Origin of the sequence: Nocardia vaccinii NBRC 15922 (genome assembly GCF_001613305.1) — a bacterium.
Classification (GTDB): Bacteria; Actinomycetota; Actinomycetes; order Mycobacteriales; family Mycobacteriaceae; genus Nocardia; species Nocardia vaccinii.
Genome location: NZ_BDCC01000015.1, coordinates 25,419 through 38,015 on the forward strand (window position 1 = coordinate 25,419; position 12,597 = coordinate 38,015).

General features: G+C 65.1%; 14 protein-coding genes and 2 pseudogenes. 13 read left to right on the forward strand and 3 right to left on the reverse strand.

Annotated features, from left to right (window positions below; translation table 11 throughout):
- Window positions 1-70 precede the first annotated feature (70 nt).
- Together NV1_RS45070 and NV1_RS45075 are read left to right on the forward strand one after the other, a co-directional pair.
- Entirely contained in the window at window positions 71-526 is a 456-nt protein-coding gene (locus tag NV1_RS45070; RefSeq protein WP_067889354.1) for a recombinase family protein, read from the forward strand.
- Between the two features lie 57 nt (window positions 527-583).
- A complete protein-coding gene (locus tag NV1_RS45075; RefSeq protein WP_067889356.1) occupies window positions 584-1,096 on the forward strand; it encodes a recombinase family protein in 513 nt (170 codons plus the stop codon).
- Between the two features lie 453 nt (window positions 1,097-1,549).
- On the opposite strand, the gene NV1_RS42055 is transcribed toward NV1_RS45075, so the two are convergent.
- Together NV1_RS42055 and NV1_RS45610 are read right to left on the reverse strand one after the other, a co-directional pair.
- Window positions 1,550-2,179 (reverse strand): reverse transcriptase domain-containing protein, encoded by a 630-nt coding sequence (locus NV1_RS42055; RefSeq protein WP_245713664.1) that lies wholly within the window; start codon window positions 2,177-2,179, stop codon window positions 1,550-1,552.
- Window positions 2,151-2,486: a reverse transcriptase N-terminal domain-containing protein gene (locus NV1_RS45610; RefSeq protein WP_307628766.1), complete on the reverse strand. Its 336-nt coding sequence runs from the start codon at window positions 2,484-2,486 to the stop codon at window positions 2,151-2,153. The genes NV1_RS42055 and NV1_RS45610 overlap by 29 nt, the downstream gene beginning before the upstream one ends.
- 533 nt (window positions 2,487-3,019) lie before the next feature.
- Here NV1_RS45610 and NV1_RS11590 point away from each other — a divergent pair.
- The 11 genes and pseudogenes from NV1_RS11590 to NV1_RS45625 all read left to right on the forward strand — a co-directional run.
- The gene (locus tag NV1_RS11590; RefSeq protein ID WP_174557432.1) at window positions 3,020-3,829 is read left to right on the forward strand and encodes an MlaE family ABC transporter permease; all 810 of its coding nucleotides are present in this window, start codon (window positions 3,020-3,022) and stop codon (window positions 3,827-3,829) included.
- Window positions 3,829-4,719 (forward strand): MlaE family ABC transporter permease, encoded by an 891-nt coding sequence (locus tag NV1_RS11595; RefSeq protein WP_067889364.1) that lies wholly within the window; start codon window positions 3,829-3,831, stop codon window positions 4,717-4,719. The genes NV1_RS11590 and NV1_RS11595 overlap by 1 nt, the downstream gene beginning before the upstream one ends.
- Window positions 4,720-4,723: 4 nt before the next feature.
- On the forward strand, window positions 4,724-5,773 hold the full coding sequence (locus NV1_RS11600; RefSeq protein WP_067889366.1) for an MlaD family protein: 1,050 nt from the start codon (window positions 4,724-4,726) through the stop codon (window positions 5,771-5,773).
- A 4-nt stretch (window positions 5,774-5,777) separates the two neighbouring features.
- Window positions 5,778-6,056: pseudogene (locus NV1_RS46760) on the forward strand (MlaD family protein); the annotation flags it as partial.
- Between the two features lie 126 nt (window positions 6,057-6,182).
- A complete protein-coding gene (locus NV1_RS45620) occupies window positions 6,183-6,791 on the forward strand; it encodes an Mce/MlaD family protein (RefSeq protein WP_245713666.1) in 609 nt (202 codons plus the stop codon).
- Between the two features lie 47 nt (window positions 6,792-6,838).
- On the forward strand, window positions 6,839-7,855 hold the full coding sequence (locus NV1_RS11610) for an MlaD family protein (RefSeq protein ID WP_067889374.1): 1,017 nt from the start codon (window positions 6,839-6,841) through the stop codon (window positions 7,853-7,855).
- A gap of 2 nt (window positions 7,856-7,857) precedes the next feature.
- Window positions 7,858-8,985 (forward strand): MCE family protein, encoded by a 1,128-nt coding sequence (locus NV1_RS11615; RefSeq protein ID WP_084525296.1) that lies wholly within the window; start codon window positions 7,858-7,860, stop codon window positions 8,983-8,985.
- On the forward strand, window positions 8,982-10,031 hold the full coding sequence (locus tag NV1_RS11620; protein ID WP_067889380.1) for an MlaD family protein: 1,050 nt from the start codon (window positions 8,982-8,984) through the stop codon (window positions 10,029-10,031). Before NV1_RS11615 ends, NV1_RS11620 begins: the two co-directional genes overlap by 4 nt.
- Entirely contained in the window at window positions 10,028-10,987 is a 960-nt protein-coding gene (locus tag NV1_RS11625; protein WP_067889383.1) for an MlaD family protein, read from the forward strand. The genes NV1_RS11620 and NV1_RS11625 overlap by 4 nt, the downstream gene beginning before the upstream one ends.
- Before the next feature lie 35 nt (window positions 10,988-11,022).
- Window positions 11,023-11,838, forward strand: a complete 816-nt coding sequence (locus tag NV1_RS11630; protein WP_157116810.1) for a hypothetical protein — start codon at window positions 11,023-11,025, stop codon at window positions 11,836-11,838.
- Between the two features lie 101 nt (window positions 11,839-11,939).
- Window positions 11,940-12,094: pseudogene (locus NV1_RS45625) on the forward strand (transposase); the annotation flags it as partial.
- 30 nt (window positions 12,095-12,124) lie between these two features.
- Here the strand turns inward: NV1_RS45625 and NV1_RS11635 are convergent.
- Window positions 12,125-12,583, reverse strand: a complete 459-nt coding sequence (locus NV1_RS11635) for a hypothetical protein (protein WP_067889388.1) — start codon at window positions 12,581-12,583, stop codon at window positions 12,125-12,127.
- Between the last annotated feature and the right edge of the window lie 14 nt (window positions 12,584-12,597).

The window sequence follows — 12,597 nt, forward strand, 5'->3', positions numbered from 1 at the left end:
GCGGCCTACGAGATATTGGTTCCGCAACGTCGAGCCCGCATCGCGCGGGTTCAGGAAGGACTGCCACCACGTGACGAGCGCGGTGATCTACGCCCGGGTGTCCTCGGCCCGGCAGAAGAAGAACGAAACGATCGCATCCCAGATCGCAGCGGTGAAAGCGCACGCCGAACACCTCGGGCTCGAGGTGCCTGAAGAATGGGTGTTCGCTGATGACGGGCACTCCGGCGCCACCCTGGTCCGGCCCGCGCTGGAGCGGCTGCGGGACCTGGTCGCCGGAGTCGGTGTCGATACGGTGCTGTGCTACTCGCCGGACCGGCTGGCCCGAAAGTTCGCCTATCAGGCGTTGTTGATCGAGGAATTCACCCGCGCGGGGACGAGAGTCGAGTTCGTCAACGGCCCGCGGGGTGACTCGCCGGAGGACCAGTTGCTGGTGCAGTTCCAGGGCATGTTCGCCGAATACGAGAAGGCCCAGATCATGGAGCGGTATCGGCGCGGCAAGACTCACCGCGCCAAGGGGGGTCGGTGAACGTGCTCGGCGGTGCCCCGTTCGGCTACCGCTACCTGCGCAAAACCGATCACACCGGTGCGGTTTACGAGATCGTCGAGCAACGAGGCCACACTCGTCGCGGAGCTGTTTCGCCGTTACGCCGACGACGGCGCCTCCATCGCCGACCTTGCCCGCTGGCTCACCGAACAAGGCGTCGTGACCCGCACCGGAAAGTCCCGCTGGGACCGGTCGGTGATCTGGGGCATGCTGCGCAACCCGGCCTACGCCGGTCGCGCGGTGTTCGGCAAAACCAGGGTCGTGCACGAATCCGCGGCCCTGAACCGGGTGGCCCGGTTGCAGGGCCGGTCGGTGCCCAAGGCGTCGAAGACCGTGGACCGCCCGCGCGAGGAGTGGATCGAGATCCCGGTGCCGGCGATCGTCACCGCCGAGACGTTCGAGCGGGTCGCACAAAGACTGGCCGACAACAAACGCTTCGCCACCCGCAACAACAAGACTCCCGCGTCGCTGCTGCAAGGCCTCGCCGCCTGCGCAGCCTGCGGATACGGCTACTACCGCACCTCCACCCGCACCACCAACAAGAAAATCTAATACTACCGATGCCTGGGCTCGGACGACTACCGCTACGAAGGCGGCCGGGTCTGCGCCAACAAACCCGTGCGCGCGGACTACCTCGATACCGTCGTCTGGGACCACATCACCGCCCTGCTGGCCGACCCGTAGCTGATCCGCACCGAGATCGACAAACGACTCGAGACCGCCAAGACATCCGATCCCGTTGTCGCGCAACGCAAACGACTCGACCACACTCGCCAAGGCACGCTCCGGCATCGCGGCGATGATCGAAGCGTTCGGCGAGCATCTGATCACCATCGACGAGCTGCGCTCTCGCATGCCCGACCTGCGCGCACGGGAAACCAACCTGCGCAACCAGATCGAGGCCCTCGACGCCCAGCTCGCCGACCGCCACGCCTACCTCGCCCTGGCCGCCGACCTGCACGGCTTCCTCACCCAACTCAGCACCAACGCCGAAACAGCCACCACCTACGAACGCCACCGCGTGATGAAACTGCTCGTCAAAGACGTCCTCATCGGACCCGAGAAGATCACCATCCGCCACCGAATCCCCATCCGCGAACGCACCGGCGACAGCACCCCCTCGGCCGACAACACCGACCAGGAGGGCGAACATTGCCAACCTTGTTGGGGGCTACTCACCCCGCCTTGGGGCGTGCCCTCATCGGCCGGAGCAAATCCCTTGCCCGCCTCGATAACTCCCGCTTTCAGCCAATCCCGGACCATGTCCCTGGCGGGGAAAGATCCGATGGCATCGAGTAGCCGGGAGTGATCGATTCTGTCGAGCGCCGCCGCCAGATCGGCGTCCAGTGCCCACACCCGCTTGGCTCGTTGGCCTCGGCAGACGGTATAGATCGCCTGAATCGCATCGCGACAGCTGCGCCCCGGCCGGAACCCATAGGATTTGGGCTCGAACCGGGCCTCCCACTCAGGTTCCAGCGCGTTACGAACCCTGCCTTGATGGCAACGGTCCGCGATCACCGGAATCCCGAGCGGCCGCAACTTCGCACGGTTACCCGCCTTGGGGATATACGCCCGCTTGACCGGCCGGGGCTGCCAGGATGCCGCGTCACGGTGCACCTGCACCGCCAGCTGCATCCGGTCGTGAAGAGGTCAGCGCGACCTCGCCATCAATCCCGGCGGTCTTGCGTCCCGCATTGCGCTGCGTCGCCTGCCGCACGCTGATCAGCGTGTTGCTCCAGCTGCGCAGCATCATCTTCTGCAAGTTCCTGACCCTCGCCAGGTTCCCGCTCCGAGTCGCTGTGAAGATCCGCTGCCACAGCCGCCCTACGTTGTCCTCGTGATGCCGCCAGTCGACGACATCCCACGAAAGAGCCACGCCCTCAGGTCCGTTCACCATTCGGTGTCCAACTTGTCCTTCGGTACCGGCGGTTCGAGACCGCATCGCTTCAGCAGCTCACCTATCCACGTCAGCGCCTCTTTCGAGGCCCGAACACATGGCCCGGTATCCGGCCAGTTATCCAGCGACAACGACATGGAGGTGCCGCCACAGCGCGCTGGTTTCCTGTCGGCTTTCCCAATTCTCACATCAGCGGCCGGACGAGGGCATCGAGAATGGCATTGGCCCGCATCGACGTCCTGCGCGACTACTTCGACTGCCCTACCTACTCGAACTCGGCTGCGACCACCAAAGCAAACCGGTGCTCGAACACCACCACGCCGCCGCAGACGCCCGGTCAGTGATCCCTGGGCTATCAGTGACCGCATGACCGAGTATGCCGCTGGCCCGGCTCCACATTCCATCCTCCGCACTGGCGCGCAGCATCCCATCAGTCTAGTTGCCAAATGGTTGCCACGAAGCACGGTTACGTCGGCCCATCCCGTCAGGTCGCGGATCGCGCGGATTGACGAACGGCGCTAATTACCCTACTCTCGGTAGATCAATTAGGCCTAGCCAGGAGAAGCCCGAGGTCTTCCGTGTCCGAGCTATTGCAGAGCGGCGTGCCCGCCCAGGTCGTGACCGCCACCCGGACGGTGGGACGGACGTTCCGACTGGGGGCACGAGCGACCGCGATCACGGTGTTCGATATCGCATCGGGGCGGTTTCCATGGCGAGAGGCACTGGTCCAGGCATGGTTCTTCGTGACCGTGACCGCGGTTCCTGCAGTGTTGCTGTCGGTACCGTTCGGGGTCGTTATCGCGGTGCAGATCGGGTCGCTCACCAAGAGCGTCGGCGCCAACTCGATGGCCGGGGCGATAGGTGGTATCGGCGTTATGCAGCAGGGAGCGCCCCTGGCGGCGGCCCTGTTGGTCGGAGGGGCCGGGGCGTCGGCGGTAGCAGCGGATCTGGGGTCTCGTACGGTCCGCGAAGAGATCGACGCGATGCGCACGATGGGAATCGATCCGCAGCAGCGGCTGGTGGCACCGCGGCTGCTGGCGGTGATGATCGTGGCCCCGATGTTGGCGGTGCTGATCGTGATGATGTCGATCGTGGCGTCGTATCTGGTGGCGATCGTGGGCCAAAACGTCGCCTCGGGGTCGTACTGGCTGTCATTCGGTACGTTCGCATCGGTGTCGGATCTGGTTATCTGCATTGTCAAGGCGATAATCTTCGGATACATCGTGGTAGTGGTCGCTGCCCAGCGTGGGCTCGAAGCGCGCGGCGGACCGCGCGGGGTGGCCGATGGCGTCAACGCGGCAGTGGTGATCGGCGTCGTGAGTTGCGTGGTCGTCAATGTCGCGATCACTCAGTTGGTCGCGATGTTCATTCCACCGAGGTTGTTCTGATGGCCGCGCAGTCGCGGATCCCGACCGGGAACGGCCCCTCGTCGCATCTACCGCAGGGATTGGCGTGGAGCCGTCGGCTGCGAGGAGGCCGATTGTGGGCACCGCTGGACATGATTGGGCATCAGCTGCATTTCGCTGGGCTGGTGATACGTGGCATGTGGATGGCGATCACGACCTATCGGCGCCAAATCGGCGTCACGTTCACCGAACTGGCTTGGGGCCGTGGCGCGTTCGTCGTCGGAGGAGGTGTGGCGCCGGTACTCGTGATACTGGGTGTCGCGGTGGGAGCGATGATCGGCATCCTGGGGCATACCGTGCTCAACGTGCTGGGGCTGGGCCCCATCAGCGGGGTGATCTCCGCCTATGGCGCCACCCGCGAGTTCGCACCGATCACGGCGGCAATCGGGTTCGCGGCCCAAGCCGGTTGCCGCCTGACCGCCGAGATCGGGTCGATGCGGATATCGGAGGAGATCGATGCCCTCGAAGCCCAAGCGGTGCAACCGATTCCGTTCGTCGTATCCACCCGGGTGGTCGCCGGGGTAATCACGATCATCCCGACCTACCTCATCACACTGGCGCTGTCGTATCTGTCGGCGCAGGTGGTGATCACCGTCATTCAGGGCGAAAGCACCGGCGCTTACGGCCACTACTTCCACATGTTCGTCAACGGTCGCGATGTGCTGATGTCACTGATCAAGGTGATCGTCTTCGTGGTGATCGTGATCGTCACGCACTGCTATCAGGGGTATTACGCCTCCGGCGGGCCGGAGGGAGTCGGTATCGCCTCGGGTCGTGCCATCCGGGCGAGCCTGGTGCTGGTGATCGTCGCCGACATGGTCCTGACCATCCTCATGTGGGGTTTCCACTCCACCATCAGCTTCTCGGGGTAGCGCTGTGCCAGTTCCTGTCGATCTGTCCAATCGCGGCCCCGGCCGGTGGGGACTGCGAGCACGCGGGGTCGCCGCGGCAGCGGTTCTGATCGTGGCCGGTGTCGGCGCCCACTCTTTCGGCGAGCCGGACCGGGCGGCGCAAGCTGAGCTGATACTCGACGTACCAAGCATCGGCGACGGTGTCGATACGGCCACACAGGTTCGCATGCACGGGCTAGCAGTGGGCACGGTCCAGCGTATCGCCGCGCGCGGGGCCGACCATCAGGTCGTCACGGTCGCGATCGACCAGGCCCGGTTGCCGGAGTTGTCGTCATCGTTGCAGATCCGGTTCGTGTCTGCCAATGTCTTCGGGACCACGGCCATCGAGCTGATACCGAAACCGGGCGGCACCGCGCTCCGAGACGGATCGAGTCTCGACTATCGCAGCACGGTGGACAACTACACCGTCACCAACGTACTGCGGGGGACGGAGTCGATCCTGCTCGACGTCGTCACACCCCAGCTATCGGACTCGCTGAACAACGCCGCGGATTTGATGGCCGCCCTCGCCCCGGGCTTCGGGGCCGCAGTAGTTACTCTCCGTGCGACCCAGCACGTCGGGTCGCCACCGCTGGACCGTGTGCTGAACACGACCGCCGACGCCTTCGCCCGGACCGGACCGATCGCCGGTGCCGGGGTGAGCGTATTGCACGGGTTCCTCAGCCTCGATCTGCTCGACGTCCCACAGCGGGTGGATTTGGCCCGACGGTTCATGCCCGCGATCATCCGTCTGCTGTTCGGGGAGATCGCCAATCTTGCCGGTGCCGCGGCGCCGCTGTCCCCGGCCATCAACGTGCTCGACGACTACCTCGACCCACTCACACACCAGCTCCGCGCGGTGTCGCCCACGCAATTGGCCGACGTGCTCGACCGACTCGATCGTGCCTTCGCGCGAGGACCCGACGGACGCGTCAGTTTGCACACCGAGGTGCAGATCGGCGGTCCGCCTCCGGCAGCGAACAGCACGCTGCCGGAGGTGGCCGCCCCAGCGCCGCCACAAGAAAGGACACGGTAGATATATGCGTTCGGCTCGTTCGTCAGCACTTCGATTGGCGGGTTTCGCGGTCGTGGTGGCCTTGACGATCGTTCTCATCGTGCAGGCGATCAATCGGCCGGTGTCAGGGGGCACCACCACCTATACGGCCGTGTTCACCGACGTCTTCGGTCTACGCCCCAACGCCGACGTGCGCGTGCGGGGTGTACAGGTCGGCAAGGTCGTCGACATCGGATTGCAGGACAGCACCCGCGCCCGGGTCCGGTTCACTGTCCAGGATTCGCATCGGCTGCTCGTCGCCGACGTCGTTGCCGTCAAATTCCAAAGCCTGACCGGCCAGCGATACTTGGCCGTCCTGCCCGGTGCCGACGCCGCCGCCGCGCCGCAGGATCCGCGCCGACAGATCCCCATCGAACACACCCAACCGTCGTTGGATGTCACCGCGCTGTTCAACGGCCTGCAACCGATTTTGCAGCAGGCCGACCCGGCCATCTACAACCGGCTGACCCACAGCCTGCTGGCGTTACTTCAGGGCGACAACGACGCCGGCGTAGGCCCGATCCTCGACGACATCGCCACGCTGGCCTCTTACGCCGGCGACCGGGCGGCTGTGTTCCGGATCATCCTCGACAACCTCCACCGCACCGCCGGAGTTCTCAGCGGCAACGCGCAGACTTTGGCCACCGGATTGCAGCTGTTCAGCAGGATGTTCACGACGCTGACCGATCAGGTGCAGAAGCTGCTCGGCATGATCAACCAAGGCGCAGCGGAGTTCTCCGGGCTCGACACCTTGCTGTCGACGCTGCAGGTGCTGGTGCTGGGCGGCAGCGATAAACTAAACGAGAGGCTGTACCAGATCCTGCCGGACCCAGCACAGGCGGTGCAGGCGCTGACGGCAGTACCGGCGTTCCTGCAGGGTCTGAGCCGAGCCTTGCCGAACACCGCTGCCGATCTGCGCTGCTCCAAGGGCAATACATCGCTACCAGGATTGGCGAACATCCTGCTGTCCGGACGGCAGGTGGTGTTATGCACACCGTGACACCACCCACAAACAATCCGACCGCCGGAACACCTATCCGCGGAGCAATGCGAAACGCGCGGCCCTGGGCCGGGTTCGGCGCCGAGCAGGCCGACGAGCGCGGCCAGTTGATGTGGGCGAGTCTCGGAATCGGCGCCGTGGTGTCAGTGCTGGTGCTGGCGGGGTGGATGTTTGTGAATCCGCCCGGTGCGCACACCTATCGGGCAGACATGACCGGCACGGGCGGCATTCAGGCCGGAGCCGATGTGCGGATCGCCGGCGTCCCGGTCGGCAAGGTCGCGTCGCTCGTCTTGGAAGGCGACCACGTGGTGATGACCTTCACCGTCGACACCGCCGCCCGCGTCGGCGACCTGTCCAGCATCGAGGTGCGCATGCTCAGCCCGGTCGGCGGCTACTACATCAGCCTGGCACCGTCAGGACCGCGGCCACTCGGCGCGGCGCATATCCCCGCAGACCGGGTACGGCTGCCGTTCCAGATTCCCCAGCTACTGCAGGACATGACCCCGGTCGTGGGCGAGATCGACGCGCAGAACCTGCGTCTCACGATGGACAAGATCGATCGGGCGATCGCCGACGCGCCCGGGGCCGTGCATCAGGTCCTGGACAACACCCGAAACCTCCTGGACGTGTTCACCCAGCAGCACGGGCAACTCACCACGATCCTCGACATGTCCAACGAGTACCTCGGCGTGGTCAACGACAACCGTGCGGTCGTCAAGACACTCATCGACAACCTGATGGCACTGGAACCGCAGCTGCTGGCCAACCGGGACGCCGTGCGAGTCACGGTCGCCGGTATCGCGTCTATCCTGACGAAAGTGCTCGGCGTCATCGCCGGCCCGTACAAGGACCGTCTCGAGCCGCTTGTTTTCCCGCTCGAGCAGGCCTATTCCGACGGCCAGGAACTCACCCGTCGCCTCGACGACGTGCTCAACCAGTTCCGCACAAAGGTCAACACCCTGGCTGAATATCTGGGCCCGGATGGGCAGATCTACATCGACACTGGTCGCGCAAGAATCGATGGGCCGGCCGTGTGCATTCCCATCCCAGGACAGGGGTGTTGACCATGACGGCAACGGCACCAGTCGCGACGGCACGTCGGCGGCGCTACGCCGTTCGGTGGACCGCAGTCGTCGCAGTGATCGCGACGGCCACAGTCACCGCCGTGGTGCTGATGCGAGGGTCGAACACTTCCGGCACCCACGCATTGTGCGCGGAGGTTCATGACTCCCTCGGTCTCTACCAAGGTGCACCGGTCACCATCCGCGGAATCGAGATAGGCACCGTCACTGCCCTGCAGCCCGATGGCGGCCACGTTCGTATCGATATGCGGATCGGGCGCCGCGACCTTCCCGCGGACGTGCACGCGGTGGTGGTGAGTAACTCCATCCTGACCGACCGGCGCGTCGAGCTCGTCGGTGCCGATGCCCGCCCAGGCCCGCTGCTGTCGGCAAACACATGCATCCACCCGCCGATGACGGCGACCCCGGTCGGCATCAACGACGCACTGCAGGCGTTCTCCACACTCGCCACACAGCTGTCCGCCCCCACCGCCGATGGCGGCCGGTCCTTGCGAGACCTGCTGAACCGTCTGGGCCGTGAGCTCGACGGAACCGGGCCAACGATCAACGGTACGCTGACCGACCTGGCCACGGTCACGGCATCACCGCAAGAATTCCTCACGCAACTTCGCCGCATCCTCGACAACTTGGCGACGTTGTCGACCTCGGCGGCCCGCGGCTGGCCGGAACTGAAACTCACGCTACCCGACCTAGGCCCGGCCTTCGCGGTCGCCGCCGACCTGCTGGCTCTATTCCCGCCCCTGATCAGTTCGTTCTCCGCTGCCGACGCACCGCTGACCAGACTCCTCACCGAACACCTGCCCAAACTGACGCCACTGATCGAGGCGGCGATCCCGATCATCGACCAAGTCGACAACCACGTCGAGAACGGCAAACAACTGCTCGACAAGATCCCCACCATCGTCACCCTGCTGCAGAACATGTTCGACAAGCAGGGCGCGATGGCAGTCACCTACGCGCCACCACGATTCACCGTCCACACCCCCTCCCCGAACGCGATATGCGCGCAGCTCAACGCCACCCGGGCGGGAGCGTGCGAGCCGGTTGCGATCGACCGAGCGAGCGTGCCGTTGATCCAAATGGTGCTGTCCGCGATCGGTGGCCACTCATGACCACCGCGCACGGGCGTCGAGGAATCGCCGAGCTGGCACGGCGGGCCGCCACTGCATTGTTCAGTCTCGTAGTCCTGGCCGTGATGTCTGGATGTGGGTTCAACCCCGAGGACTATTCAGTACCCGGATCGGGCGTCGGGGGGCCGACCTACACCCTGAGGATCGACTTCGCCTCGGTGCTCAACCTCCCGGCAGGGGCGAAGGTACTCGCCAACGGCACACAGGTCGGGCAGCTGACCGACCTACAGCTGCACCGCGACTACGCCGTTGCCACTGTCCAGCTGACAACATCACTACACCTGCCAGCCGGCACGGGCGCTGAACTACGCCAAACCACCCTGCTCGGCGACACCTATATCGCACTGGTACCGCCCACCGGCGGGACCGGGCCTGCCCTGATCGACGGCGACACCATCCCGATCACCCGGACCACAGCCGGCCCCCAAGCCGAAGACGTGCTGCAGCGGATGGCGCTGTTGGTCAACGGTGGCAGCCTCACCGCACTGCAGAACGCGGTCGACCGCCTCAACCAGGCGCTCCCCGCAGACCCCGCACAGAGCCGAGACCTGGCCGCCGGTGTCACCGCCGCAATCCATGCCGCCGCCACCGACACCACTGACATAGGCCGGATCATCGACGCCAATCGCACGCTGACCCAGACCCTGGTCGATGACCGGAACAAACTCGCCCTCGTGTTCTCACCAACCGGGAACAACCGGCTCCATACCGCCTTCTACTTCACCGATGGCGTGTTGTACATCATCATCCAGCTCCAGAACCTGACAAACGCACTCACCTGGCTGATCCCCGAACTGCCACACCTCAACGACTTTCTCGGCACTGGCGTACCGCTACTGCGGGCCTCCTCGGCGAGCGCAGTGCAGTTCAACGGAACCATCGGCGCCATGCTCGACTTGGGCAAGAACAAGCTGCTGCCGTTCCTGGCCGACGGCCCCTCGATCGACATCGCCCGGCTACACATCGGCGGCAACGACGTCACCACCGACGCACTCACCCTCCTGCGCGTGATCGGAGCTCTGCCATGAAAAGGCTCGCGCCCTGGCTGTCGGCTCTGGCACTGGTGCTGGTGCTGGTGGCGGGAACCGGGTACCTCATGCTCGGCGTCCTGCAACGGCACCCCTTCACCGCAACCACCACCGTCACCGTCGACATGCCCGACTCCGGCGGCCTCCGCACCGACTCGACGGTGGTGTACCGGGGCGTGAACATCGGCACCGTCGACGCGATCACCAGCATCGACGGCGGCGTTGCCGTCCGATTAACCTTTCAGGCCCGCTACCGGATTCCCGCCGCGTCCACCATGAAGGTCGAAGACTTGTCCGCAATCGGCGAACCGGTATTCGAATTCATTCCCAACTCCACCACCGGCCCCTACCTCCACCACGGCCAGCATCTACACGGCACCCGCGTCCAGATCCCTGCCTCGGCACCCCAGATGCTCGCCGCGACCTCCCAGCTGATCGATCAACTCGACCCCGCAACCCTGCAATCGCTGGTCAACACCCTGACGCGGGCCGTCACCGGCCTCCAGGGCGCCACACCCCTGATCGGGGCCGCCACCACCGAAATCACCGCGACGCTGACCAGCCGCCAGCAGGACTTGAAACGGACTGTCCAGAACTTCATGACCATGATCAACGACGCCGGCTGGCTCGGCCCCGCCCTGGCAGGCGTGCCGGGCCCCTTCACCGACTTCGGCGCGATCGTTCAGGAGGTCTTCGCCAAATTCTTCGACATGTCCGCCCAATTCGACGGCGACAAGGTGATCAACACCTACTTCCCCGAACTGGACGAGCTTATCCGGCTGCTACAGCACCTCGCACCCCCGATCGGCACGATCGCACAAGCACTACGACCGGTCAGCCGGGCCACCGCCCCCCTGCTGAATCGACTCGACTTCGCAGCCCTCCTCGATCGAGCCCTACAAGCGCTGCCGGGCGATCGACTCCGTATCGACCTCACCGTGCCCCCACCGAAATAACACAGACAGCTGAAGCCCCCCGCAGAAGGACCTATATGACGAACAACCGAGTCAGCCCTGAGCCCGCCCCCACGGGTAACCCGACCACCGAGGATCCCGCCGACCCCGGCGACGAGCCTTCGTCCGGCGACGACCCGACAACGCCGCCAGACAACTCGGAACCGGCTCAGGATGTGAACCTGCCGATCGAGCCGAAAGGCACCGACACCACCACGGGGCGCCGGCCCGACACCGAAGCCCCGGTCCATCGCTGGCGCACCACGGTCTTGAAAGTCCTGCTACGTCGCATATCCCCGCGTCCGGGCGCCCTCGTCGTGAGCACCGCCCTGGCCGCAACCACAGTCGGCATGGCCGTGTTCGGGGTCCTGTGGCATGACCGAACGACCGACCTGAACGAGATCCGTGCTCAGCAGGCCGACGATGCGAAAGCCGAGGATATCGCCAGCAAATACGCCGTCGGAGCGTCCAACTTCGACTACCGCGACCTCAGCGGATGGAAGAATGCGCTGAAAACCGGCGTCACCGACCAACTCGAACCGAAGTTCGATTCAGCCATCACCGTCCTCGAACCTCTGCTGCGACAACTGCAATGGGTATCCACCGCCAAACCTATCGCGGCCACGGTCTCCAACCGTGAGAACCACCTGTACACCGTCCAGGTGTTCGTGGACATGAAGTCCACCAGCACACAATTCCCTGATGGAATGTCATCGACGGCCACCTACAGCGTCACCATCGACCCCAAGGCTCAATGGTCGATCACCGACGTCGGCGGAATAGGCGCCGGCCTCGCGACAGACAAACCGACACCATCCGCACCGGTCCCCCGGGGCGCCCTCCCCGGCAACTAGCGCGCCGAACCACCGGGAGCGCCGATTCAGCCGCGTTGGCCGCCGCGCGCTGCTGACGCACCACCGGTGCTTGAACGCCGAAATTTCCGCTCGGAGGATGCATCACCGCGCCGAAGGCTTACCCCGACGAATTCCGTCGTGACGTCGTGGCGGTCGCCCGCAAGGGCCAGGCGCCGTTGACACAGATCACGAGGGATTTCGGATCTCGGAAAGTTGCCTGGCGAACTGGCTGAAGAAAGCCGACATCGAGGACGGCAGTCCCGGTTGTCGGGGAGCTTGCCTGATATCACTTGCTGCGCGTCAGCGCCGCCACGCCGGTGACGACTGCTCCCACATTCATCAGTCCGGTCGCCCAATGCCCCACCGCGCGGGGGGAGCGCAGCGCGGACGCAAAGTGGTTGATCGCGAACAACGCCGAAGTGACGGTGTAGCCGCGGACGAGGCCACGTTTGACCTCCTCGTCGGCATTACGGGCACCCACGAGTCCAACGAGGGTGCCAAGGTTCCAGATCACGATTTCGCGCATCCATCCTGCCCCCGGCCCCCAACTCATCGTGGCAGCAACGGGTTTCGGGGCGGCGGCCATCACTGCGGCCGCACCGCCGAAACCGACGGCGAAGATCGACAACGCTTCGCCCGTTTGCGGTCGCACCAGATCACCGACCGACATCGTCGCGATCGGAGCGGCAAGATCCTCGGCGACCGCCGTGGTCGGTACAGCGGTCTTTCCGGTGTTCTTCGGCATTGGATTCTGCTTTC

What these genes read in the sequence shown, in the direction of transcription:
- NV1_RS42055 (WP_245713664.1), bottom strand. Translation starts at nt 2,179, where the DNA reads ATGCAGCTGGCGGTGCAGGTGCACCGTGACGCGGCATCCTGGCAGCCC.
- NV1_RS45610 (WP_307628766.1), bottom strand. Translation starts at nt 2,486, where the DNA reads ATGCGGTCTCGAACCGCCGGTACCGAAGGACAAGTTGGACACCGAATG.
- NV1_RS11595 (WP_067889364.1), top strand. Translation starts at nt 3,829, where the DNA reads ATGGCCGCGCAGTCGCGGATCCCGACCGGGAACGGCCCCTCGTCGCAT.
- NV1_RS11610 (WP_067889374.1), top strand. Translation starts at nt 6,839, where the DNA reads ATGCGAAACGCGCGGCCCTGGGCCGGGTTCGGCGCCGAGCAGGCCGAC.
- NV1_RS11615 (WP_084525296.1), top strand. Translation starts at nt 7,858, where the DNA reads ATGACGGCAACGGCACCAGTCGCGACGGCACGTCGGCGGCGCTACGCC.
- NV1_RS11620 (WP_067889380.1), top strand. Translation starts at nt 8,982, where the DNA reads ATGACCACCGCGCACGGGCGTCGAGGAATCGCCGAGCTGGCACGGCGG.
- NV1_RS11625 (WP_067889383.1), top strand. Translation starts at nt 10,028, where the DNA reads ATGAAAAGGCTCGCGCCCTGGCTGTCGGCTCTGGCACTGGTGCTGGTG.
- NV1_RS11630 (WP_157116810.1), top strand. Translation starts at nt 11,023, where the DNA reads ATGACGAACAACCGAGTCAGCCCTGAGCCCGCCCCCACGGGTAACCCG.
- NV1_RS11635 (WP_067889388.1), bottom strand. Translation starts at nt 12,583, where the DNA reads ATGCCGAAGAACACCGGAAAGACCGCTGTACCGACCACGGCGGTCGCC.